At 46.5% G+C, this 23,714-nt stretch carries 20 protein-coding genes and 1 riboswitch; of the genes, 13 read left to right on the top strand and 7 right to left on the bottom strand.

Annotated features, from left to right (window positions below):
• Positions 1-50 precede the first annotated feature (50 nt).
• Genes ACHBIF_RS08810 through rnhC form a run of 3 tightly spaced genes read right to left on the bottom strand, consistent with a single transcriptional unit; the run spans position 51 to position 4,105 of the window.
• Complete coding sequence (locus tag ACHBIF_RS08810; RefSeq protein WP_394719986.1) at positions 51-2,534, bottom strand: ATP-dependent RecD-like DNA helicase; 2,484 nt, start codon at positions 2,532-2,534, stop codon at positions 51-53.
• Between the two features lie 51 nt (positions 2,535-2,585).
• A complete protein-coding gene (lepB, locus tag ACHBIF_RS08815; RefSeq protein WP_105111737.1) occupies positions 2,586-3,206 on the bottom strand; it encodes a signal peptidase I in 621 nt (206 codons plus the stop codon).
• 11 nt (positions 3,207-3,217) lie between these two features.
• Positions 3,218-4,105, bottom strand: coding sequence for a ribonuclease HIII (rnhC, locus tag ACHBIF_RS08820; protein ID WP_394719988.1), 888 nt, complete (start codon positions 4,103-4,105; stop codon positions 3,218-3,220).
• A gap of 121 nt (positions 4,106-4,226) precedes the next feature.
• On the opposite strand from rnhC, the gene ACHBIF_RS08825 reads away from it, so the two are divergent.
• Both ACHBIF_RS08825 and ACHBIF_RS08830 read left to right on the top strand, forming a co-directional pair.
• The gene (locus ACHBIF_RS08825) at positions 4,227-5,210 is read left to right on the top strand and encodes a Gfo/Idh/MocA family protein (RefSeq protein WP_394719990.1); all 984 of its coding nucleotides are present in this window, start codon (positions 4,227-4,229) and stop codon (positions 5,208-5,210) included.
• A 232-nt stretch (positions 5,211-5,442) separates the two neighbouring features.
• A complete protein-coding gene (locus ACHBIF_RS08830) occupies positions 5,443-6,573 on the top strand; it encodes a LysM peptidoglycan-binding domain-containing protein (protein WP_394719992.1) in 1,131 nt (376 codons plus the stop codon).
• Positions 6,574-6,960: 387 nt separating this feature from the next.
• Here the strand turns inward: ACHBIF_RS08830 and treC are convergent, their stop codons facing one another.
• Complete coding sequence (gene treC / locus ACHBIF_RS08835; RefSeq protein WP_394719994.1) at positions 6,961-8,586, bottom strand: alpha,alpha-phosphotrehalase; 1,626 nt, start codon at positions 8,584-8,586, stop codon at positions 6,961-6,963.
• Positions 8,587-8,670: 84 nt separating this feature from the next.
• The gene (gene treP / locus ACHBIF_RS08840; protein WP_394719996.1) at positions 8,671-10,665 is read right to left on the bottom strand and encodes a PTS system trehalose-specific EIIBC component; all 1,995 of its coding nucleotides are present in this window, start codon (positions 10,663-10,665) and stop codon (positions 8,671-8,673) included.
• A 231-nt stretch (positions 10,666-10,896) separates the two neighbouring features.
• Between treP and treR the strand changes: the two genes are divergently transcribed.
• The 11 genes from treR (at position 10,897) to ACHBIF_RS08895 (ending at position 21,520) form a co-directional block, all read left to right on the top strand.
• The gene (gene treR, locus ACHBIF_RS08845; protein ID WP_105111742.1) at positions 10,897-11,610 is read left to right on the top strand and encodes a trehalose operon repressor; all 714 of its coding nucleotides are present in this window, start codon (positions 10,897-10,899) and stop codon (positions 11,608-11,610) included.
• 53 nt (positions 11,611-11,663) lie between these two features.
• Positions 11,664-11,969 carry a cell division protein ZapA gene (gene zapA / locus ACHBIF_RS08850; RefSeq protein ID WP_105111743.1) on the top strand — a complete coding sequence of 102 codons (306 nt, stop codon included), beginning with the start codon at positions 11,664-11,666 and terminating at the stop codon, positions 11,967-11,969.
• 2 nt (positions 11,970-11,971) lie between these two features.
• The gene (locus ACHBIF_RS08855; protein ID WP_105111744.1) at positions 11,972-12,517 is read left to right on the top strand and encodes a CvpA family protein; all 546 of its coding nucleotides are present in this window, start codon (positions 11,972-11,974) and stop codon (positions 12,515-12,517) included.
• A gap of 31 nt (positions 12,518-12,548) precedes the next feature.
• Positions 12,549-14,882, top strand: a complete 2,334-nt coding sequence (locus tag ACHBIF_RS08860; RefSeq protein ID WP_394720000.1) for an endonuclease MutS2 — start codon at positions 12,549-12,551, stop codon at positions 14,880-14,882.
• Positions 14,883-14,900: 18 nt separating this feature from the next.
• Positions 14,901-15,554 (top strand): GNAT family N-acetyltransferase, encoded by a 654-nt coding sequence (locus ACHBIF_RS08865; RefSeq protein WP_105111746.1) that lies wholly within the window; start codon positions 14,901-14,903, stop codon positions 15,552-15,554.
• Positions 15,555-15,931: 377 nt separating this feature from the next.
• A complete protein-coding gene (gene trxA / locus ACHBIF_RS08870) occupies positions 15,932-16,246 on the top strand; it encodes a thioredoxin (RefSeq protein WP_105108141.1) in 315 nt (104 codons plus the stop codon).
• Positions 16,247-16,332: 86 nt separating this feature from the next.
• Positions 16,333-17,367 (top strand): DUF389 domain-containing protein, encoded by a 1,035-nt coding sequence (locus tag ACHBIF_RS08875; protein ID WP_125266551.1) that lies wholly within the window; start codon positions 16,333-16,335, stop codon positions 17,365-17,367.
• 60 nt (positions 17,368-17,427) lie between these two features.
• Positions 17,428-18,366, top strand: coding sequence for a peptide-methionine (R)-S-oxide reductase MsrB (gene msrB / locus ACHBIF_RS08880; protein WP_125266550.1), 939 nt, complete (start codon positions 17,428-17,430; stop codon positions 18,364-18,366).
• A gap of 106 nt (positions 18,367-18,472) precedes the next feature.
• Positions 18,473-18,577: riboswitch (glycine riboswitch) on the top strand.
• 111 nt (positions 18,578-18,688) lie between these two features.
• On the top strand, positions 18,689-20,023 hold the full coding sequence (locus ACHBIF_RS08885; RefSeq protein ID WP_125266549.1) for a sodium:alanine symporter family protein: 1,335 nt from the start codon (positions 18,689-18,691) through the stop codon (positions 20,021-20,023).
• 63 nt (positions 20,024-20,086) lie between these two features.
• A complete protein-coding gene (locus ACHBIF_RS08890; RefSeq protein ID WP_394720003.1) occupies positions 20,087-20,926 on the top strand; it encodes a mechanosensitive ion channel family protein in 840 nt (279 codons plus the stop codon).
• 9 nt (positions 20,927-20,935) lie between these two features.
• Entirely contained in the window at positions 20,936-21,520 is a 585-nt protein-coding gene (locus ACHBIF_RS08895; RefSeq protein ID WP_105161228.1) for a DUF4352 domain-containing protein, read from the top strand.
• A 258-nt stretch (positions 21,521-21,778) separates the two neighbouring features.
• Here ACHBIF_RS08895 and ACHBIF_RS08900 read toward each other — a convergent pair whose 3' ends face one another.
• Both ACHBIF_RS08900 and ACHBIF_RS08905 read right to left on the bottom strand, forming a co-directional pair.
• On the bottom strand, positions 21,779-22,645 hold the full coding sequence (locus ACHBIF_RS08900) for an RluA family pseudouridine synthase (RefSeq protein ID WP_394720005.1): 867 nt from the start codon (positions 22,643-22,645) through the stop codon (positions 21,779-21,781).
• On the bottom strand, positions 22,645-23,613 hold the full coding sequence (locus tag ACHBIF_RS08905) for an NAD(P)/FAD-dependent oxidoreductase (protein ID WP_394720007.1): 969 nt from the start codon (positions 23,611-23,613) through the stop codon (positions 22,645-22,647). Before ACHBIF_RS08905 ends, ACHBIF_RS08900 begins: the two co-directional genes overlap by 1 nt.
• Positions 23,614-23,714: the final 101 nt, after the last annotated feature.

Genomic DNA, 23,714 nt, shown 5'->3' on the forward strand with positions numbered 1-23,714 from the left:
GTGTCAACACAATTTTGTAACATTTGTAATATTTTTGTAACAAAGGCGGTTTATTTGAAAAATAGAGCAATATCTTCATCGGTCAGGCCAATCATGGGGTCGATGGTGAGGATATTTTTTTCGGTCAGAATGTAGCTAGTGGGCTGGATGGGGGTGTTTTCCATAGGTTCTTGGTCCAGTAGGGAAAGTTGGCTGGGTGCAGATACAGTTTTTTCCACAGGTACTTTGGTTGGTGCGGGCTGTTCAGACGAGATAGACTGGTCAGATTTTGTAGGCAGATTTGGTGAAATCTGCTCTGGCCGCTCTGCCTTTTCTTCAAGATCCCCTTGGAAACGGGGAACCAGATAGGTTTTGCGCAGGGTACCGGCATTCTTGACCGCGTAGTCAAAGGCGGAGATTTCTCCCAGCAGGATGAGCTTGCTCTTAGAGCGGGTGATGGCCGTGTAGACCAGATTGCGCTGGAGCATCCGGTGGCTGGTACGGGTGATGGGCAGAATGACCACCTGAAACTCGCTCCCCTGAGATTTGTGGATGGACATGGCATAGGCCAGAGTGATTTTGTACCACTCATTGCGGGGGTAGGTCACTTCGCTACCGTCAAAGTTGATGGAAATCTCGTCCTGCTTGCTGTCGGTGTACTTGGCAGGCAGGAGGTCGGTGATGTAGCCCAAGTCGCCATTAAAGACATTGCTTTCAGCGTCGTTGACCAAGTGGATGACCCGGTCGCCCTGGCGGAAAATCTGGTCGTTATGAGCAAATTCCAATTGCCCCTCGCTTATTGGATTGAGCAGGTTTTGGGTCATAATGTTGAGCTGGTCAATGCCTGCTGCTCCTCGGTACATGGGTGCCAAGATTTGCACTTCCTGACTTGGGATGCCCGACTTGATGGCGGCACCGATAATGCGTTCAATCAGGGCAGGGATTTGTTCGTTTTGCGCCTCGAAATAAGACCGGTCTGCCTTTTTCTCACGGAAATCAGCTGGAAGGCTGCCTTGCCGAATTTGACTGGCAAGTGTGACAATGGTCGAGTCGTCGGACTGGCGGTAGATTTTCTCCAGCGTTAGGCTGGGCAATTTTTTAATCTTGAGCAGGTCGGCCAGGACCTGACCGGGGCTGACCGATGGCAATTGCTCCGCATCTCCGACAATGAGGACCTGCGTCTGAGAGGAAATATTCTGGAAGAGCTGGTTGGCCAACCAAGTATCGACCATAGAAAATTCATCGACGATGATAAATTCCGCATCCAGACAATCATCGCGGTAGGATTCTTCTTGACCTTCAACCAAGCCCAGATGGCGGTGGATGGTCGCAGCTGGCAGGCCGGTCAATTCATTCATCCGACGGGCGGCTCGGCCGGTTGGAGCGGCTAAGAGGATAGGACATTCGTCACGGTTTTTCGTCAAATCAATCTTGTGCAAGATAGCGTAGACCGCGATGATACCGTTGATGACTGTGGTCTTGCCTGTGCCGGGTCCGCCAGTTAGGATAAAGAGCGGATTGGTAATAGCTCGGACAATAGCCTCTTTCTGAATAGCATCGTAGATCAGTGATGACATGCTTTCCAGCTCTGCAATGGCAGTCTCGACGTCCTTGCGTGGGAAGGGCTTGAAACCATTTTTGCCCATGAGGCGGCTGAGGTTCTTGTGAATGCCTTCCTCAGCAAAGTAGAGACTGTTGTCAAAAATTTTGGTGCCTGCCTGCTGGACCTTGCCGTCATTGATGAGACCGGTCAATTCCTGCGCTACGGCAGCCGGGTCCAACTCGACATGGCGGGATTTTTCCAGCACGTCAATGCTGGCCTCTAGCAAATCACGCGCCTCGACATAAGTATCGCCCGTCTCCATAGAGCGCTGGAGCAGGCAATAGAGCATGCCGGCTCGGAAACGTTGTGGTGAGTCGCTCTCGATGCCCAGATTTTCAGCGATTTTATCGGCAATGGTAAAGCCCATTCCTTGGACATCTTCGACCAGCTGGTAGGGATTTTCCTCGATGATTTGCAGAGTTTTCTCCTTGTACTGGTCTTGGATTTGAAAGGCGAGTTTGTTGGGAATGCCGTATTCGGCTAGTTTGGACAAAATCATCTCTGTGCCGTAGTTGAGGCGGAGTTTTTCCACAAAAGCCTGCCGATTTTTGCTGGACAATCCTGTAATCTGGGTCAATTTTTCAGGTTCGGCTAGGATTTTATCAATGGTATCCTCGCCGTAGAGCTGGACAATTTTCTCAGCCGTCTTGCGGCCGATACCCTTGAAATGGTCGCTGGAAAAATACTTGACCAGTCCAGAGGCAGTTGGTTTACTGCGTTCGTAGCGGGAGATTTGCAGCTGCTGACCGTATTTGGGATGGGTAACCAAGTTGCCGTAAAAGCGGTAATCTTCGCCTTCAATAACGTCTGCGATGGTGCCGGTCACGATAATTTCGTAGTCGTCATAATCCGCATTGGTCTCCTCGATTTCCAAGAGCAGGATTTTATAAAAATTGCTGGGATTTTCAAAAATAATCCGGTCGATAGTTCCGGTGAAAGATACTTCTTGCATGATTTTTCCTTATCAAAAGGGAGTGGGACAGTTGTCTCACTCCTAATTAGTTTATTTTACGGTACCAATGCGGTTGAGGGGCCACATGCGGAAAACGACTTCTCCCTTGATATTGGCCTTGGTGAATGGACCAACATTACGGCTATCTAGAGAAACCAGGCGGTCATCTCCCATGAGGAAGTAGTGTCCTTCGGGTACGACATAAGACAGGCTTGGGTAGCCATTGGCATCCAGTGTGAAGGCAGTAGCAGCTGCTGCACGGTTTTGGAAGCTCTTATTATAGGAGTAGGTGGACTGGAGTTTATCTTCCTTAAAGGCTGCCAGGTACTCTGCTAAATAAGGCTCATCCACCACCTCTTCATTGATATAGAGAACGTCATTCTCAAAGCGGATGGAGTCACCAGGCATACCGATAACCCGCTTGACAATCAGCTTCTCCTTGCCTTGCGAGTCCACTTCGCTGGCCACGACAATGTCAAAACGGTCAATGGTCGTCGTGCGCGCCATGATCAAGCGCTCCTTGTCATGAAGGGTTGGATCCATAGAATGTCCATCGACAGAAACAGGCTGCCAGATAAAGAGCCGTGAGAGCAAGAAGCCGATAATAATCAGAGAGAAGATGCCCCACTCAGCTAGGAAGCGAGCAAGGGAATTTTTTTTAGTTGAACGCATGTGGTTTCCTCTTATTTCAATAATTTTTCTGCTTTTTGTGTGTTGGCAAAGTGGAGTTTGGCGGCCTGGCTGAGCCCCGCCATTCCGTATCTCTGCAAAATATTGGCTGCGACCTGGTCGGACTTGCTGCCGGCACCGGATGGCAGATTCATGCCTAGTTGGTCCCCTAGTTGAGCCAAATTTTCCAAGAACATGGCGCGTGCGATAATGGATGATACCGCGACGGCCAGGTATTTGCCCTCAGCCTTTTCTTCCAAGGTGACAGGGTTGGCAAAGTGATTGGCCTCTTTTTTGAGATATTTCTGGTAATTTTGGCTAGATGTAAAAGCGTCAATGACGATTTTCTCCGGCTGTACCCCTTTTTGGAGTAGCAGGTAGATGGCCTGATTGTGGAGTGCCACCTTGACTGATACGGCATTGTAGCCTTGCTCGATGACCTCGTTGTATTTTTTCGGGGACAATAGCAGAGCTTGGTGGGGGATTTTCTCTTTTAAGAGAGGGGCGAGTTGGCAGATTTTTTGGTCTGTCATTTTTTTAGAGTCATCAACGCCCAGCAACTTGAGAAAGGCATGGTCATCAGGTGTGATGTAGCTAGCCACGACAGCCAGACCGCCAAAATAAGACCCGTTACCCACCTCGTCCGTCCCAATCATGGGCAGGTTCTGCCCGGAGATGGTCTGCTCAGTCTGAGCCTGCTCATAGCCCCAACGGCTGGCTTCCAGCTCTGCCATTTCCCCTTGGAAAACGACTTTTCCAGAAGTGTAGATGGAAAGGCTGGCGCCAGGAAGTTTGAAAAATGCTTCGATGTAAGGATTTTTACTGGCCTGCTGGTAGCGGGCGTAGTGGTGGAGCATCTGTGCCTTGTCTGAGGCAGTCACTTTAAGTACAGCGGTCGTCATGTTCTTATTGTATCATAAATGCGACTTGGAGTGTGCGGAAAAGAGTAGAATCTACTATAATAGTTTTAGAACCTGTATTCACAGTAAGAAACTTTACTGTGAATAGGAAAGTGAGGTTAAGATGGAAAATCAAGTTCAATATAAGTGGGCAACTCTGGGAACGGGTGTTATCGCCAATGAATTGGCCCAAGCTCTACAAGCAATGGGAGGGAATATCTACTCCGTTTCCAACCGTACCTATGACAAGGGTGTAGAATTTGCGCAAAAATATGGCATTGAGAAAGTTTATGCGGAAATCGATGAAGTGTTTGAGGATCCAGAAGTGGATATTATCTACATTTCAACGCCGCACAATACCCATATTAACTACTTACGTAAGGCCTTGGCTGGGGGCAAGCATGTTCTCTGTGAAAAGTCCATCACGCTAAATAAGGATGAGTTGGCAGAAGCGATTGACCTTGCGGAGAAACACCATGTTATCCTAGCGGAGGCCATGACCATTTTCCACATGCCAATCTATCGTCAGTTGAGCGAAGTGGCTGCAAGTGGCAAGCTGGGAGAGTTGAAGATGATTCAGATGAACTTTGGCAGCTACAAGGAATATGACATGACCAACCGCTTTTTCAATAAGAACTTAGCTGGAGGTGCCCTTTTGGACATCGGTGTCTATGCCCTGTCCTTTGTTCGCTGGTTTATGACTGAAAAACCAAATCAAGTCGCTTCCCAGGTCAAATTGGCTCCAACGGGTGTCGATGAACAGGTCGGTATTCTCCTGTCCAATGATGCGGGTGAGATGGCTACGATTGCCCTCAGTCTCCATGCCAAACAGCCTAAGCGTGGGACCATTGCTTATGATAAGGGTTATATCGAACTCTATGAATACCCTCGCGGGCAGAAGGCGGTTATTACCTATACAGAGGATGGTCGGCAGGAAGTGATTGAGACTGGTGACACTGCTAAAGCTCTTTCTTATGAAGTAGCCGACATGGAGCGCGCCGTCTCTGGTCTCGAAAATAAGATGTATCTGGCCTACACGATCGATGTCATGGACATCATGACTCAACTGCGTGAGGAGTGGGGCTTGGTGTATCCGGAGGAGATGTAGTTAGTCTAGGTTTTGAGAGGTTGGAGAAGTCTAACCTTTTTTCTTTATGGCAGGAGATAGTCAGTCTTGGTGCCACATATCAGGTCACTATGACAATCTTGTGACAAATATAACGCTCAAGTGACAATCAATTTGGTTTGTTTACAGCTTGTTTAAAAGCCTGGGAAAGGCTTGTTTTGCAAAAAAAATTCCGCTATCATAGGTCTATCTCAAAAGAAAGAAGGAATGTTTTGTGAAACGTAAACAGACAAACAAACCGGTTTATATGAAAAGAAAGAGAAAAAGATCTGTACTGAAAGAGAATAAGAAAATGTTCTACGCATCCTCTGTAGCCTTGTCACTCTTGGCAACTGGCCTGGCAGCTCCGACAATTTCCGCCTTGGAATGGACACCACGCAATGTCTCTGAGATTAGCGCTGAATTGGTCAATCAAGGGGGCCAACTCACTTACACCATCAAGTATGGCGATACCTTGAGTGCCATTGCTGACGCCATGAATCTGGATATGGAAATCCTAGCCAAGGTCAATCAAATTACAGATGTAAACCTGATTTTCCCAGATACGGTATTGACCACGACAGTTGACCAAAATAACCAAGTGACCCAAATCGAAATTGAAGCACCTGCTCAGACAGCCAATCAAGAGCCTGTTCAAGCGACGGTGGATTTGCAGACAAACCAGGCGACCATCGACGATACAGTTGTTCATCTCGACGAGGTAGAAGTCCCAGCTCCAGCGACAGAACCGACTGCTCCAGTAGCTGAAACAGAAGTCCCTGCCGATATTCCAGCCGAGGTAGCTACAGTAGAAGTGCCCCAAGTTTCTATACCCGAAACAACAGAAGCGGTGGCAGCTCCAGCAGCAGAACAGGTTGCTCCAGTTGAAGCACCAGTGGCAGAGCCAGTAGCTGAAACTCCAGTAGTGGAGCCAGCAAGTGAGTCTGTTGTAGCAGCAGAGCCGGTGGTAGAGACTCCAGTGGTTGAAACAGCAGCACCAGTTGCTACGGTAGTTTATGACAATAGTGGCCTCCAGCCCCAAGTTGCAGCATTTAAAGAAGAAGTTGCAAATACTTTCGGTATTACGTCTTTCTCAGGATACCGTCCTGGAGATCCCCAAGACCACGGCAAGGGATTGGCTATTGATTTCATGGTGCCAGTGAGCTCAGCCCTCGGTGACCAGGTTGCTGACTATGCCATTGCCAATATGGGTGCCCGCAACATTTCCTACATCATTTGGAAGCAACGTTTCTACTCACCATATCCAAGCATTTACGGACCAGCCTATACCTGGAATCCAATGCCAGACCGCGGAAGTATCACTGAAAACCACTATGACCATGTCCATGTGTCATTCAATCCATAAAAATACGGGAAATCGAATCGAAACAGGTTCGATTTTTCTGTTTTTGATTGCAAAAATAGGATATACTGTTTAAAAATAAGAGGAGGGCTGGTTGTGCCAAATTTTGTATCTGGCTTATGGAAGGAATATCTGGAAACCCGGACCAATGCAGGAGAGGATTTTCTCTATTAGTTACTTCAGCGTAAGATGACCTGGGGACAGCGCTGGCTGGTGGTATTGGTTCTGACGTTTATGGTCCAACCATCCCTATGTTCTGTACATCCTCTTTCTGATTGGCACAATCTTGTTTGTGATTTATGCTTTTGGTAGCCTTTATTTTTTTATCAAAAGGCGATTACAATCAAAGAAACACTAAAAAACTCGGGAGAAACTTCCGAGTCTTGGTCTTTAATCGGCCCAAATGGCAAGGGATTGATAAGGTTTCAGTCGAATGGTTTTTCCGAGTTTGGTGTCGCTGTAGTTGTCAATGAGGATGCTGCCTTGTGCGTAATCGTCTGCCAACTCTAGTTGAACTTCTTCTGGGAAGAAGTTGTTGAGGACCAAGAGTTTTTGACCGTCGTGGAGGCGCTCAAAGGCGTAAACCTTGTCGCTGTCCTTGTAGGCAGCCTTGTAATCCCCTTCAGACACGATTGGTAATTCCTTACGAAGTCGAATCAAGTCTTGGTAGAAGGTGAAGATTGGGCCTGTTTTTTCGGTCTCAACGTTTATGGTCTTGTACGATTTACCAGCTTTTAGCCAAGGAGTACCTGTTGAGAAACCGGCATTTTCAGAAGCATCCCACTGCATGGGTGTGCGGGCATTGTCACGCGACTTGGCTTGGATAATCTTGAAGGCCACATCAGGTGTGTTTCCCTGTTCTAAGAGCATTTGGTAGGCATTAAGGCTCTCGACATCGACATAATCATCCATGCTATCGTAGTCAGGGTCAATCATACCGATTTCCTCGCCCATGTAGATATAAGGCGTACCGCGGGACAAGTGGATAGAGGCTGCTAGCATGGTTGCTCCTTCCTTGCGGAAATTCTCCACATCGACAAAGCGGTTGAGGGCGCGTGGCTGGTCGTGGTTGTTGTAGAAGAGGGCATTCCAGCCATTGCCGACAGACATTTCCTCGCCCCAAGTGTGGAAGAGGCGCTTGAGTTCCTCAAAATCAAAGTCCATGATGGTCCATTTTTTACCATCCTTGTAATCCACCTTGAGGTGGTGGAAATTAAAGGCCATGGACAATTCCTCACGCTCAGGAGCCGTGTACAGAATGCAGTTTTCAATGGTGGTGGCAGACATTTCCCCGACGGTCATGAAGCCTTTTTCGCTACCAAAAGTGGCGTTGTTCATCATCTTGAGGTAGTCGTGGGTGATCGGGCGGTCGGTGTAAGCAGGCTTACCGTCATTGATTGGGCAGTCTTCGAGGATTTCGTCCTTACCAATCAGGTTAATGACATCGAAGCGGAAGCCTTTGACACCCTTGTCTTTCCAGAAGTTGACCACCTTGAAGAGTTCTTCACGGACATGAGGATTTCGCCAGTTGAGGTCGGCTTGGGTCACGTCAAAGAGGTGGAGGTAGTATTTCCCAGTATTTCCAAAGGGAGCCCAGGAATTGCCACCAAACTTAGACACCCAGTCAGTTGGCTGGTCACGCAGGATAAAGAAATCCTGGTAGTATTTGTCGCCGGCTAGGGCCTTTTGGAACCACTCGTGGTCTGTCGAGCAGTGGTTGAGAACCATGTCCAGCATGAATTCGATGCCCAATTCTTTGCCGACAGCCACCATTTCTTCAAAGTCAGCCATGGTGCCAAAATCAGGATTGACGGCTGTATAATCAGAGATGTCATAGCCGTTGTCCCGCTGAGGGCTTGGGTAGAAGGGATTGAGCCAAATCATGTCAATGCCTAATTCCTTTAGATAAGGAAGTTTTTCAATGATCCCACGCAGGTCACCGACACCGTTTCCGGTTGTGTCTTTGTAAGATTTGGGGTAGATTTGATAGACAACTTTGCGCTTGTCAATGGTCATGATGATGTTACCAATACCTTTCTCGAGAATGATTGTATCAACGGCAAAGAGTTGGGGTTACCAACTCTCTACACTTATATTGTTTTATGCTTTTGTTGCTTTCAAGATAGCTTGGCCACGTTCTACTGAACGAGGAAGGCTTCCAAGAACCTCTGTATTGAAATCCGTTTGGTTGGTCACGATAACTGGTGTTTCAGCGACGAGACCAGCAGCCTTGATGACATCGATGTCAAAGCTAATCAATTTATCGCCAGCTTTTACTTTGTCACCTTGTTTGACGTGAGCTGTGAAGCCTTTACCTTCCAATCCGACAGTATCCATACCGATGTGCATAAGGAGTTCAACTCCGTTTGTAGCAGTGATACCAACAGCGTGGTTAGTAGGGAAGAGGACAGATACTTCACCGTCAACAGGTGCAACTAAGATGCCTTCGCTAGGATCGATAAGGACACCTTGTCCCATGACCCCAGATGCAAAGACAGGGTCAGTTGCTTGTGACAATTCTTTTGCTTGACCAGTTAGGGGGCTGATCAATTCGATAGCAGAACCAGTTTCAACGACAGTTTCAGTTACGACTACAACTTCTTCAACAGTTTCTTCTTTTTTTGAAAATGCACCTGTACGTTTGAAAACAGCTGTCAAAATCATTGGGACAACAATCGCAACAATCATTGTCATAAAGAATGCACCCCAGTATTCAGCCTTGATAGACAAGATACCTGGAAGACCACCGATACCGATAGAGGCAGCTTGGATGTTGAAGGTTACAGAGAGAAGTCCAGCAATACTTGAACCAATCATAGCCGCTACGAATGGGTAAACGTATTTCACGTTAACACCGAAGAGGGCTGGTTCTGTAACACCAAGGTAAGCAGAAATTGTTGCAGGAAGAGAAACTTGCGCTTCTTTTTCATTTTTACGGTTCATGAGGAAGTAGGCAAATACTGCTGAACCTTGAGCAATGTTAGAAAGAGCAATCATTGGCCAGAGACCAGTTCCACCAGCATCCGCAATCAATTGTGTATCGATGGCATTTGTCATGTGGTGAAGACCAGTGATTACGAACGGTGCATAAAGGGCACCGAATACCGCACCAAAGAGCCATTTCAATGGACCAGTCAAACCAGCTAATACAACTGTTGACAACCATTGCCCGATTGTCCAACCGATAGGACCAAGGACAGTGTGAGCCAAGATAATTGCTGGAAGAAGTGATAGGAATGGTATGAAGATCATTGAGACCACTTCTGGAACAACCTTACGCCAGAAGATTTCTAGGTAAGACAGTGCCAAACCGGCAAGGAGGGCAGGGATAACTTGCGCTTGATAACCGATACGAGCAATACTAAATGCACCGAAGTTCCAAGACCAGTCGCTGGCAATGGTTGCTGCATCTGTACCAGGTACCGCATAGGCATTGAGGAGCTGTGGTGATACCAAACAGATACCAAGAACGATACCAAGGATTTGAGTCGTTCCCATCTTACGAGAAACAGACCAGGTGATACCTACTGGTAGGAAGTGGAAGATGGCTTCACCTGGCAACCAGAGGAAGTGGTTGACACCATTCCAGAATGGTGATACTTGAACGATAGTGTTCCAGATTGGTTTACCACTTGCGTCAAAGAGGAGTTCTCCATCTTTCATAGCTTGACCAAGTGCTTCGATTTGTACGCCTTCCAAGACGTTACGGAAACCGAGGATCAAACCGCCGACGATAAGGGCAGGAATGATCGGTGTGAAGATTTCCGCCAGCATGGTCATGACACGTTGGATGGCATTTTGGTTACTTTTAGCGGCTGACTTAGCAGCTTCTTTTGATACGCCTTCGATACCAGACACAGCTGTAAAGTCATTGTAGAAGATTGGAACGTCGTTACCGATGATGACTTGGAACTGACCTGCATTTGTAAAGGTTCCTTTTACAGCAGGAATGTCTTCGATGACTTTGACGTTTGCTTTTTTGTCATCCGCAAGAACAAAGCGCATACGTGTTGCACAGTGGGTTACTGCGTTGACGTTATCTTTTCCACCAATAGCGTCTAAGAGCTGTTTGGCTTCTTTTTCAAATTTTCCCATATATTTTTCCTTCTAGACGGCTTATGGAATCCGTCACCTTATATTTTTAGACATCTCCCAAAAGTATGTCTTTTTTAAAATTTGTACGAACAAATTTTGTTTACAAAGACCATTGTATCCGATTTCAAAAAATATTGCAAGCGTTTTTAACATTTTTTTATAAAATTTCATAAAATTTCTGTTATACTAGAGTAGTTGTATGATAAAGTGGCTACAAATTAAGGAGACATCATGAAGAAATACCAGGAAATTTACAATGACTTAAAGGAAAAAATCCGTACAAATACCTACCCTGCTGAAACCAGTCTGCCGACCGAGCAGCGCCTGCAAGAAATTTACGGTGTCAGTCGTGATACTGTCCGCAAGGCCCTGTCTATGTTGACAGAAAGAGGTATGATTCAGAAAGTTCAGGGCCGAGGTTCCCTAGTTCTCAAGCAAGAAATGCTGAATTTCCCTGTTTCTGGTCTGACTTCCTACCAGGAATTGGCTGAGTCTTTGCAGCTGGAGACCAAGACAGAAGTAGTCAGCCTGGATCAGATTGTTATCAGTAGCAACTTGGCGAATTTGACTGGGTTTGAACCCCATAGCAAGGTCTGGAAAGTTGTCCGTACACGTTCTATTGATGGCAAGGTGTCGGTTGTGGATACTGACTACCTGTCTGCGGATATTGTGCCGACCATTACCAAGGAAATTGCTGCATCTTCCATTTACAATTATCTGGAGAAGACCCTCAAGCTGGATATTGCCTATGCCCAAAAGGAAATTACTGTTGAGCCGACCAGCCGTGAGGAGCGAGAGCTCATGAAAAATGAAGATGACTATCTGGTCCTCATCAAATCCCGCGTCTATCTGGGAGATACCAAGCAATTCCAATACACTGAAAGCAAGCACAAAATCGACAAATTCCGCTTTGTAGACTTTGCGCGTAGAAAACACTCTATATAGTAGGAATTGGCGAAAATAGCCATTTTGAGGTATAATAGGAAGCGAGGTGTACAATGGCAAATCTGAATCGATATAAATTTACATTTGGTGAAAAACAATTAACCCTGACGACCGAGCATGACAATCGTTTTATGACGGAAGTGGAGAAGCTAGCCCAGGAAAAATACCAGGCCATCAAGGAGAAAATGCCCAAGGCAGACCCTGAAACCCTGGCCTTGCTGTTGGCTATCAATTCCCTCTCAGTCCAGCTGACCCGCGAGATGGCCTTTGAAAAGACAGAGGCAGAATTGGCGGCCATGAAAGAAAAGGTCTTAAAAAAGAACGTGACCCTGCTGGACCTAGATGAGCTTGAGGAGTAGACATGGTATCAATTGCAATTCTTATCCTCCTAGCCTGGAGTTTTTATATCGGCTATAGTCGAGGACTGGTCCTTCAAGGCTTTTACGGTGTTTCTAGCCTCTTTGCTATCTTGGTGGCGGCCTTGACCTATAAGAAGTTGTCAGGGATTCTCTATCTATGGGTACCCTTTGCCAATGCAACCCAGGGTAGCTTTAACTATTATTTTGATGAAAAATACCTGTTTGATTTGGACCAGGTCTTCTATGCAGGCTTGGCCTTTCTGACAGTCTATCTCCTGGTCTATGCCATCATGCGTTTTGTTGGAATCTTTGTCCACCTCTTGGAAGCCTACAATCCTGATACAATCCAATCAAACCTTATCAGTGGTGCCATTGCGGTAGTGGTGGCCTTGCTTTCTCTGCAAATGGTCTTGGTCCTGGTGGCGACTATTCCTGTGGACCTTGTACAGGAGCAACTCCAGAAAAGTTTCCTAGCAAATCTGCTAATCCAGTACATTCCGACGGCTCATTTTTTCAAGGCTGTCTGGCTAAGTAATATTACAGGGTAGGGCAACCTACTCTTTTTCTAAGTAGGAAAGTATGAATCATAAAATTATTGAAACCCTTGAATTTCACAAAGTAAGACGAAAAATTGAGCCCTATCTGCTGACAGACCAGGGCTTGGACGAATTACGGCAACTGGAGCCCATGGTGGACATCAACCGTATCCAGCAGGCCTTTGATGAATTGACAGACATGGGGCAGATTTTTGTGGAAAATCCCTATTTCAGCCTGTCTGAGACTACAGACATCAATCCAGCCATGCGTCGTTTGGAGTTGGATACGGACCTCAATATTACGGAGCTCTTAGCTGTCAAAAAAGTCCTGGAGGTGTCCAAATCCCTCTTGGATTTTTATGGCAATCTGGAAAATATCCAGCTGAGCCAGTTGGACAAACATTTTGAGAAAATCGAGCTCTTTCCGCATTTGCAAGGTTCCTTGCAGTCGGTCAACGACGCTGGCTTTATCGAGGATTTTGCCTCTGAAAAATTGGCCCGCGTCCGTAGGAAAATCCGCGAGGCAGAGGATCAGGTCCGCCAGGTCATGCAGGATTTGCTTAAAAATAAGGCAGATATGCTGTCGGATGCCATCCTTGCCAGCCGGAATGGCCGCAATGTATTGCCGGTCAAAAATACCTTCCGCAATAAGATTGCAGGTGTGGTCCATGATATTTCCGCATCAGGTTCGACCGTTTATATCGAGCCGCGGGCTGTGGTGACCTTGAATGAAGACATCAGCCATCTACGGGCTGAGGAGCGCCATGAGCTCAATCGGATTTTGGAGGAGTTGTCTGACATGCTCCGCCCTCATGCGGGTATTATCCGTAACAATGCCTGGGTGATTGGTCATTTGGACTTTGTCCGTGCCAAGCATCTTTTTGCCCGTAACCATGAGGCGGTTGTGCCCCTCTTGTCTGAGCGGCAGGATATCGCCCTGCTCAATGTTCGTCATCCGCTGATTGCCCAGCCAGTGCCCAACGACCTTTACTTTGGCAGTCAGTTGACGGCCATCGTGATTACAGGTCCCAACACGGGTGGTAAGACTATCATGCTCAAGACCTTGGGTTTGACCCATCTCATGGCTCAGTCGGGTTTGCCAATCTTGGCTGACAAGGGGAGTCGGGTGGCGATTTTCAAGGAAATCTTTGCGGACATTGGAGACGAACAGTCCATCGAGCAGAGTTTATCAACCTTCTCCAGTCACATGACCCACACGGTGCAGATTTTAGCGGAGGCGGATCAAGATTCTTTGATTTTATTTGATGAGTTGGGGGCGGGTACAGATCCGCAGGAGGGTGCGTCGCTGGCAATGGCTATTTTGGATGACCTTCGCCTGCGGGGGATCAAGACCATGGCAACCACCCACTATCCTGAGCTCAAGGCCTACGGTATAGAGACCTCTGGTATTGAAAATGCCAGCATGGAATTTGATACCAATAGCCTGCGTCCGACCTATAAGTTTATGCAGGGTGTTCCTGGTCGCTCCAATGCCTTTGAAATTGCCCGGCGTTTAGGTTTATCGGATATCATCATCCAGTCAGCCCAGTCTTGGACCGATACAGATAGCGATGTGAACCGCATTATCGAGAAATTGGAAAGTCAGACAGTTGAAAGTCGCCATCGACTAGATAAGATTCATGAAGTAGAACAAGAAAACTTCAAGATGAACAGGGCTCTCCGCAAACTCTATGACGAACTCAATCGTGAGAGAGAAAACGAGCTCAATAAGGCCCGTCTGGAAGCTAGGGAAATCGTTGACTTGGCTTTGGCAGAAAGTGAGGACATTCTCAAAAATCTCCATGCAGCAGCCAGCCTCAAACCCCATCAGATTATCGAAGCCAAGGCCGAGCTGAAAAAATTGGCGCCTGAAGTGGTGGATTTGTCTAAAAACAAGGTGCTGAAAAAAGCCAAAATCCAGCGTGCTGCCAAGGTGGGTGATGATATTATCGTCACAGCCTATGGACAACGTGGTACCTTGACCAATCAACTAAAGGACGGCCGTTGGGAAGCACAGGTGGGCTTGATTAAGATGACCTTGACTAAGGAGGAGTTTGAGCTAGTTAAGGTGGAGAAGGCAGAGCAGCCTAAGAAGCGCCAGGTTCATACAGTTAAACGTGCCAATGTACGAGGACCAAAAGCCCGCTTAGACCTCCGTGGCAAACGCTACGAAGAGGCTATGATGGAATTGGATGAATTCATCGACCAGGCCCTGCTTAACAATATGGCCCAAGTCGATATTGTTCACGGTATCGGTACTGGAGTCATCCGAGAAGGAGTGACCAAGTACCTCCGTCGCAACAAGCAGGTCAAGGAGTTCGGCTACGCCCCACAAAATGCTGGTGGATCAGGCTGTACCATTGTGACCTTTAAGTAAGGAGCTATGAGTAACATTATGATTATCAGAAACTATCAAACCAGTGATGAAAAAGGCTGGGTTTATTGCAAGGCACTCAGCTACCTCTTTTCCCCATTCTTTGATGATAGAGAAACAGAGAAGCCCGAACTAATGACAGACGTTTATGACTACCGCGTGGAATGGGTGGCTGAAGTAAACGGACAAATTGTTGGTCTAATCGACATCGATATTTACACGGAAGAGTGCAGCCAGTCTTATATTTACGCACCAAGTAAGCGGACAGCTTATTTTACTAACCTAGCAGTCCACCCTGATTTTCAAGGTCAGGGTATTGCCCAGGCGCTTTTTGAAAAAGCAGAGCAGGAGTTGAGAGAGCAAGGTGTAGAGAAACTAGCCATCTTTACCAGAGAGGGAGATGTAGCCAATCACTTGTATCAAAAATGGGGCGGACAGCTAGTTTGCTCGGACTATCTAGTCGTCGGAGCACCCAAAGACATCCCAACCATCCGTTTTGGAATTGATTTAGAGCGAGGTAGATTGTCCTTTTCAGATATTGAAGGTCAGCAAGTTCCCTACTATTTGAGAGAAGGTGTTTATGTAGTCAGTGAAGAAGCTGGCTTGGGTCTCTTTGACATAGAAGATGCCTATCAAGAATTGACCTACGTGGTGGATTTGACGGAAAAAAGTTGAAAAGGTTCAACTTTTTTCTTTTGGCAATGAACCTGGCAAGTCAAAGGGATTATTAGTCCCCTCTGGTATCCTTACGGTCTAGTTTCACTTGTTCAATCTGCTTTTCAATTTAAGATATCCAAAGTATGTCTATTCAATTTCTTGCTCCGTAGCACCTACTCCGTCATCTTGTCCCGTTGCTACAACTGGATTTGACAGGAAGAACCATTTTCTATTTCACGCTTGCTCCCTGCGGTCTAGCTTGGCTTGACAATAGTCCGTTTTAAGTCACTATTTTTTCGACATGCCTATCTCCACTCTCATCCCGTAGCAAAAATTCGCATTCTCTCTTCATTTGGTGTAGAATGATAGTACCAAAATCAGAAATGGAGAAAATCATGGTTCAAGTTATTACAGATGCAAACTTTGAAGTTGAAACACAAGAAGGCGTAGTCCTTGTTGACTTTTGGGCACCTTGGTGTGGTCCATGCCGCATGCAAGCACCAATCTTAGAGCAATTAGCAGGCGAAGTGGATGAAGATGAACTGCGTATCTACAAGATGGATGTTGATGAGAATCCAAACACAGCTCGTCAATTTGGAATCATGTCTATCCCAACCCTTTTGTTCAAAAAAGATGGACAAGTTGTGAAACAAGTAGCAGGTGTGCATACCAAAGACCAAATCAAAGCAATCTTGGCAGAAATTGCCTAGCTAGGAAGGACTGAGAAAAGTCCTTTTTATCTATCAAAAAATAGATTGTTATAATAAAGTTACCTAAAAAACTGAGAGTGGAGAATATGAAAAACAAGTATTTTACAACCATGGAATACCGTGATAAGCTCTTTGAAGAGTTGGATTTACAGACTCGTGATATAGTTATCCTAATGTGTGCGATTTTTATTGCTTCTGTTGGTTTAAATATGAATAGCTCGGCAGTGATTATCGGTGCTATGCTGATTTCCCCCTTGATGACACCGATTGTTGGGCTTGGTCTGGGCTTGGCGATTTATGACCTTGCCTTGATGAAGAAGGCGTTGAAGTTGCTGGCTGTCGAAGTTGTTATTAGCCTGCTGGTATCCAGCATCTATTTCTATCTTTCGCCGATTACAGTAGCCAGTACAGAGTTGACTGCTAGAATTTCGCCGACAGTCTGGGATATTATTATTGCCATTGCTGGCGGAATTGCTGGAGTGATTGGCAGTCGGAAAAAAGAGGCCAATAATATTGTGCCCGGTGTTGCCATTGCGACAGCCCTCATGCCTCCTATTTGTACAGCAGGTTTTGGCTTGGCTCATGGTAATACCCAGTACTTCTTTGGAGCCCTCTACCTCTTTTTGATCAACTGTATCTTCATCATGTTGACCACCTTTTTCGGCTCCCGCTTTATGATGCGACGGACCAAGGCAGTTGAATTGAACAAATTGAACCCAAAATTGAGATATGGTATGACGGCTCTAGTCCTTGCCTTGACCATTCCGAGTCTGCTTTCAGCAGGAAATCTGGTCTTAGACTATGCCCGTAAGGATGCCATGAATCAATACATTAGTGAGAAATTTACCTCTCACACTATTCTTAGCCGGACTTATAATAAAACTAAAAATCAGTTGGAGATTACCATTGTCGGACAAGAACTGACCGAACAAGAATTGGAAAAATTAGTCAAGGAAAAGTCGAAATACGGATTAGAGAAATTGACGGTCAAGGTCAACCAGGTTGCCAGCTTGTCACAGGCAGATGCTAAGGAGGTTTACCAGTATATTGACCAGTATATTGAGCAAAAGTTGTCCAACACAGATACAAAAAATGAAGAAATTCAAGATGAGATAGAGTAGGCGGGAGGAGTATGCGTCCTACTTTTAAGAATAGATTAGATGATATAGGAGGAAACTCACATGAAAGAAATCTACCTAGCAGGCGGTTGTTTCTGGGGGATGGAAGGCTACTTTTCCCAGATCGATGGTATTCTTGACACTAGCGTTGGCTATGCCAATGGACAGGTGGAGACGACCAATTATCAACTCCTCAAACAAACAGACCACGCAGAGACACTCTATCTAGCCTATGATGAGACTCGTATCAATTTGCGGGAAATTCTCCTCTACTATTTCCGCGTCATTGACCCCTTCTCTGTCAATCAGCAGGGACCTGACAAAGGTCGTCAGTATCGGACTGGTATCTATTACACCGATGAAGCTGATTTACCGACCATCGAGCAGGTTATGACGGAGCAGTCCCAGCTCTTTGGCGGACGTCCCCTAGCCGTTGAAGTGGAGCCACTCGCGCATTACATCCCCGCCGAAGACTACCATCAGGATTATCTCAAGAAAAATCCCCAAGGGTACTGCCATATCGATCTTGGGCAGGCAAAAATCCCTCTGATTGATGTTGCAGACTACCAAAAGCCAGACCAACAAGTCTTAAAGGATAGCTTGACCGACCTCCAGTACCAAGTCACTCAAGAAGCTGCGACGGAAAGACCCTTCGAAAATGAGTTTTGGAATAGCGACCAAGCTGGCATCTACGTCGATATTACGACTGGCGAGCCGCTCTTTCTCTCGACAGACAAATTCGACTCAGGCTGCGGCTGGCCCTCCTTTACCAAACCAATCAGCAAGGAAGTGGCGACTTATTTCCAAGATAAGTCCCACGGCATGAACCGTATTGAAGTCCGCAGTCGGGCTGGTCATGCTCATTTAGGTCATGTCTTTGATGATGGACCACGTGATAAAGGCGGTCTCCGTTACTGTATCAACTCCGCAGCCCTTCGCTTCATCCCGAGAGAGGAAATGGAAGAAGCAGGATATGGACTGTTTTTGGAGTTGTTGCAATAATTTTTTGAAAACTTGCTTGATTTTTCCTGAAAAATAGTCTAGAATAGAGCAAGATAAAACTGAATAACCGGTTGATATTGGGTAGAAGGGAAACTGACTGTTCAATGGACGGAACTCTGGAGAGACCATTTTGGCACCGAAGGGGCAAGGTAGTCCTGCTTGGAAAAGTAGAGCTACTGAAACTCTCAGGTAAAAGGACAGAGCGTTGAAAAAATAGGCTTTTTCTGTATTTTTCACGTTGATTCTAGAGGTTGAAGTGTTCAGCCTCTTTTTGTTTTTCCGGCAGCTTTATAGGATTAGGAATCATACTTAGGAGGAAGCTATGTTAGAATTGATGCAAAACATTAATAACCTTGTGTGGGGTCTGCCCCTCTTATTACTATTGGTCGGAACGGGTGTCTATTTTACCCTTCGGTTGGGAATCTTTCAAATCAGTAAGTTGCCAACGGCCTTTCGTTTGATTTTCTCCAGTGACCAGTCTGGTCAGGGAGATGTGTCCAGCTTTGCGGCCCTTTGTACAGCTTTGGCAGCGACAGTTGGTACAGGAAATATTGTCGGAGTTGCGACAGCTATTACTACAGGTGGACCAGGTGCCCTCTTCTGGATGTGGGTGGCGGCCTTTTTCGGGATGGCAACCAAATATGCAGAAGGCTTTTTAGCCATTAAATACCGTACCAAGGATGCCAATGGGCAAGCAGCAGGAGGTCCGATGCACTATATCACCTTGGGGATGGGACAAAAGTGGAAGCCTTTAGCAGTTTTCTTTGCCATTTCAGGAGTTTTAGTGGCCCTCTTGGGGATGGGAACTTTTTCTCAGGTTAATTCCATTGCCTCATCCATGTCTGCTAGCTTTGGTCTGGCTCCCCAGTTGGTCAGCATCGTAACTGCCATTTCCATCGCTTTCTTTATCTTCGGAGGGATTGAAAAAATCTCTGATGTTTCAACTAAAATTGTCCCATTTATGGCGATTTTGTATGTCTTGGCAAGTGTAATCGTTTTGGCTCTGCATTGGGATCAGCTCTTGCCAACCATAGCTATGGTTCTTACATCAGCCTTTACCCCAGCAGCAGCTGTGGGTGGCTTTGCAGGTGCGACCGTGCAACAGGCAATCCAGCGTGGGATTGCGCGTGGGGTGTTCTCCAATGAATCTGGTCTAGGTTCGGCGCCTATTGCAGCAGCAGCAGCTAAGTCAGATAATCCAGTAGAACAGGGCTTGATTTCAATGACGGGTACCTTTATCGATACACTCATCATCTGTACCTTGACAGGCTTGACGATTCTAGTAACTGGTCAGTGGTCTATAGAAGGGTTGGCAGGGGCTCCGCTCACTCAGGCAGCCTTTTCGACAGTATTTGGACAGCCAGGTGTCTTGGCCTTGACCATCAGTTTAGTTCTCTTTGCCTATACGACCATTCTGGGTTGGTCTTATTATGGGGAACGCTGTATTGAGTTTCTATTTGGAACCAAAGCCATCTTACCTTACCGTCTGGTCTTTGTAGCTATGGTTGCCTTAGGTGGTTTCCTCAAGTTGGACTTGATTTGGACCATCGCAGATATTGTGAACGGGCTCATGGCTCTTCCAAACTTGATTGCCTTACTGGCTCTCTCGCCTGTTATCATCAAGGAGACACGCCAGTATTTTGCAAAGAAGAAATAAGATGAAAGACAGTCATTTGGCTGTCTTTTAGGTTTTTATAGTTTTTTCTGCTATAATTATCTCATGAATGATTTTATTATCAAGTATTTTTCTCAATTTAATATTGAGGTCATTGTGACAGCAGGTCTAAATAAGGTTCTATCGCTAGTTTTACTCTTTGTTGCATTTTACATTATCAAGAAGATAGCCAAAGCTTCTGTGAAAAAGGTTTTGGTTCCCTCTCTAAAGGTATCTACACAAGACATTGGTCGCCAAAAAACGATTAGCCGTCTGGTGGAGAGTATTCTGAATTATTTGCTCTACTTTATTCTCATTTATTGTATCTTGAGCATTTTAGGCTTACCGGTATCTAGTCTTCTTGCAGGAGCCGGGATTGCCGGGGTAGCTGTTGGGCTGGGGGCACAAGGTTTTCTCTCAGACTTGATCAATGGATTCTTTATCTTAATTGAACGACAGTTTGACGTCGGAGATGTGGTTAAGTTAACCAACGGTCCCATTACTATTTCAGGCACCATTGTGAGCATGGGTATTCGGACGACACAAGTACGTGATGCAGATGGGACCTTGCATTTTATTCCCAATCGTAATATCCTTGTCGTGTCCAATCAATCTCGTGGAGATATGCGAGCTCAGGTAGATATTCCGCTTAAATTTAACACCGATTTGGAGCAGGTAAGTCGAGTAATTGAGGAAGTCAACCGTAGAGAAGTTGGCAACTTTGATCAGATTACAGGTGTGACAGTTCTTGGACCGCAAAATACGACCAATGGTCAGTTTGTTTTCCGTGTCAATCTATTTGTAGCACATGGTCAACAAAGCAATATCTACCATCAATTTTTAGGATTTTATCAAGATGCCCTACGCCAGGCAGGCATCGACCTGCCTACAGCCAGCTTGAAATAAGGAGTTCCTATGCAGCAGAAAGATTTCGTCGTCGAAGACGGCTATATGTACTATCCTAAGAAAGCTCTCTACAAACAGCCCCTCTTTTGGACCACCATAATTGGCGCTGTAGCCAGTCTTGTGCTAGGGGTGACTTGCTTGTTACTCATCATTGGTCTTGGCTTTAGCGAGCTTTCTCTGGACCAGCCTTCTACGGAATTTGATAGCACCAGGACCTATCGAGAGCACGAGGTCGGAGAAAGTGTTGACTTTGCGGATGGCCTGCGCGTGACGGTGCAATCCATGGGACAAGACGACAGCGTGGATCTGGTGGATGATTATTACCCTTCGGCCTATGTGGTAGATTTGGAAGTGGAAAATCCTGGTCAGGAAGATATTTACTTTGACGAATATTATTTTAACCTGATTGACCTTTCAACGGACTTCCCTTTGACCCTGGACTTACGGACCTATGATGTCAATCTGGCTGAGAAAATAAAGGCCGGTGAGAAGATATCTGTCCGTCTTATCTATGGTTTGGACGGTGAGACCAATCTTGGTTTTGTCTATGATGATGTCATGTGGACGGAGCAGCTGATTGGCCAGGGGATTTGATACTCTTCGAAAATCATCTTATCCGTTGTCAAGAGCCTTGGTGAGTGAAAAGATCCGGGGGAGGTTTTCAGCCTGTCGCCTTGAAACGAGAGAGCGACAGAGTTCTACCTTCGGCATTTTTGAGGCGAACAAGTTCGCTCTATTTCCAGCCTTCAACTGTTCCCCAAACAGTTGAAGCTGGGCTAGATTGATTTTCATTGAGTATGAGTAAAGCGGGTAATTAACATAAAATTATATGTAAGTTAAAAAGCTGAAACTTCAGCTTTTTTTCAGTTCTTTCTCAAAACTCTCCGACCTTGCTTCTACACTAATTTCTTCGAGTGTCAGTGGGTGGGTCAGGCTGAGGCGGGCTGCGTGGAGCATGAGGCGGGGAGCGCTGACTTTGCTATAGAGTGGGTCGCCAATGAGGGCATGACCGTGGTGGGCTAGGTGGACGCGGATTTGGTGGGTGCGTCCAGTTTCTAAGCGACAGGAAATCAGGCTGTTCTTGCCGACTTTTTCCAGTTGTTTGACATGAGTGACAGCCTCCTGACCCTTGCGGTGATCGACCAATCGTTTCCTGCGATCATGACGGTCGCGCCCGATTTTGTCTGTAATGGTCCAACTCTCCTGCTTGAGATGACCTTGGCAGAGGGCTAGATAATCGCGATAGATGACCTTATCCTCTAAGAGACGGTTGAGAATGGGCAGGATAAAGGGATTTTTGGCAAAAAGAATGGCTCCGCTGGTCTCCATATCCAGCCTGTGGACCACATAGCAGGTTTGACCGACATAAGCTGATACATGGTTGAGCAAGGCGATTTCCATCGGCTCATTGCCGTGGGTCTTCATTCCTTCGGGCTTGTTAACGATAATCAGATGTTCATCTTGATAGAGCTCTTCGACCAAGTCTGCCTGCCCCATAGGAATCGTCTTTTCCGGATAATCTTCCTCATCAAAGGTCAATTCTAGCAGGTCACCGGGAGCAATGGAACTCTGCCAGTTAACGGTTTGCCCATTGATGGTGACGTGTTTTTTGGTGCGGAGGAAGTGGCGGATTTTTCTGGGAATGAGAAAATAATCTTCCAAGACTTCTTTGACAGTCAATTCTGGAAAGGCTTGGGGAATGCGAATGTCAATTTTCATCATAGGCTGGTTGAGTGTTTTGGTTGCACTTTTTCGTTTGGATTGATGTAGTTCATGGCATTGTTGACGGCAGTCGGAGCCTCGCCAAAGCCTGTAGCAATCAGGTCAACCTTGCCTTCGTAGTAGCAACAATCGCCGATAGCATAGACGCCGGCCTGCGAGGTTTCCTGTTTGCTGTTGACTAAAATGCGGTGACGATGCAGGTCTAATCCCCATTCTTTCAGGGTTCCGACCGATGATTTGAAACCGTAGTTGACAAAGAGGTGGTCGAAGTTCAGGGTGAGCTGGTCCTCGCTCTTGACCTTGTCGAAACGAATAGCAGCAGCTCTGCCATTTTCCCCAGAAAGTTCCTTAGGAACATAGGGAGTGTGGATGGCGACGCTAGACTTTTTCAGGTCCTCGACGCTGTGCTCTAGGGCACGGAAATTGTCGCGTCGGTGGACGATGCTGGTGGTTTTGGCGATTTTTTCAAAGGCCAGAGACCAGTCAACAGCGGAGTCGCCACCACCCAAGACAACGACGTCCTTGTCTGCGTACTGCAGGATATTGGACACATGGTAGTGGACGTTTTCATAGCTGTCAGCTCCGTCAATCTCCAGAGGACGGGGCTTGAAGGCGCCACCACCCATGGCGATGATGACCGACTTGGTCTGGTGGGTGTCCTTGTTGGTTGTCAAAGTGATGACTTCACCCGGTTGGATAGCTGTCAGGGTTTCATTGAGGCAAATAGTGGTGTCAAAGGGTGCCAGTTGGGCCAGGAGGTTGTCGGTCAATTCTTGACCAGTCAGGCTTGGGAAGGCAGGAATGTCCAGGATGGATTTTTCAGGGTAGAGGATGGCGGGTTGTCCACCGAGTTGGGGCAGCGAATCAATCACTTTGACCTTGGCCTGGCGCAGATGGGCGTAGAAGGCAGCAAAGAGCCCAACAGGACCACCGCCGATAATGGTAATGTCGTAGATTTCAGTCATAGTCTTTTCCTTATCAATAGAGAATAGTCCTATTCTACCATATTTTCAGTCCTAAGACCGATTTTATGGGCTGTCACAGTTCAACCAAAGGATTGGTAGCT

The organism is Streptococcus sp. A11 (assembly GCF_043674225.1).
GTDB lineage: Bacteria > Bacillota > Bacilli > Lactobacillales > Streptococcaceae > Streptococcus > Streptococcus suis_V.

Coding starts and splice junctions, on each gene's coding strand:
- ACHBIF_RS08810 (WP_394719986.1), bottom strand. CDS start 2,534: ATGCAAGAAGTATCTTTCACCGGAACTATCGACCGGATTATTTTTGAA.
- ACHBIF_RS08890 (WP_394720003.1), top strand. CDS start 20,087: ATGAATGATTTTATTATCAAGTATTTTTCTCAATTTAATATTGAGGTC.
- ACHBIF_RS08895 (WP_105161228.1), top strand. CDS start 20,936: ATGCAGCAGAAAGATTTCGTCGTCGAAGACGGCTATATGTACTATCCT.
- ACHBIF_RS08905 (WP_394720007.1), bottom strand. CDS start 23,613: ATGACTGAAATCTACGACATTACCATTATCGGCGGTGGTCCTGTTGGG.
- trxA (WP_105108141.1), top strand. CDS start 15,932: ATGGTTCAAGTTATTACAGATGCAAACTTTGAAGTTGAAACACAAGAA.
- ACHBIF_RS08825 (WP_394719990.1), top strand. CDS start 4,227: ATGGAAAATCAAGTTCAATATAAGTGGGCAACTCTGGGAACGGGTGTT.
- treR (WP_105111742.1), top strand. CDS start 10,897: ATGAAGAAATACCAGGAAATTTACAATGACTTAAAGGAAAAAATCCGT.
- zapA (WP_105111743.1), top strand. CDS start 11,664: ATGGCAAATCTGAATCGATATAAATTTACATTTGGTGAAAAACAATTA.
- ACHBIF_RS08855 (WP_105111744.1), top strand. CDS start 11,972: ATGGTATCAATTGCAATTCTTATCCTCCTAGCCTGGAGTTTTTATATC.
- ACHBIF_RS08875 (WP_125266551.1), top strand. CDS start 16,333: ATGAAAAACAAGTATTTTACAACCATGGAATACCGTGATAAGCTCTTT.
- treP (WP_394719996.1), bottom strand. CDS start 10,665: ATGGGAAAATTTGAAAAAGAAGCCAAACAGCTCTTAGACGCTATTGGT.
- ACHBIF_RS08860 (WP_394720000.1), top strand. CDS start 12,549: ATGAATCATAAAATTATTGAAACCCTTGAATTTCACAAAGTAAGACGA.
- rnhC (WP_394719988.1), bottom strand. CDS start 4,105: ATGACGACCGCTGTACTTAAAGTGACTGCCTCAGACAAGGCACAGATG.
- treC (WP_394719994.1), bottom strand. CDS start 8,586: ATGACCATTGACAAGCGCAAAGTTGTCTATCAAATCTACCCCAAATCT.
- ACHBIF_RS08865 (WP_105111746.1), top strand. CDS start 14,901: ATGATTATCAGAAACTATCAAACCAGTGATGAAAAAGGCTGGGTTTAT.
- msrB (WP_125266550.1), top strand. CDS start 17,428: ATGAAAGAAATCTACCTAGCAGGCGGTTGTTTCTGGGGGATGGAAGGC.
- ACHBIF_RS08885 (WP_125266549.1), top strand. CDS start 18,689: ATGTTAGAATTGATGCAAAACATTAATAACCTTGTGTGGGGTCTGCCC.
- ACHBIF_RS08900 (WP_394720005.1), bottom strand. CDS start 22,645: ATGAAAATTGACATTCGCATTCCCCAAGCCTTTCCAGAATTGACTGTC.
- lepB (WP_105111737.1), bottom strand. CDS start 3,206: ATGCGTTCAACTAAAAAAAATTCCCTTGCTCGCTTCCTAGCTGAGTGG.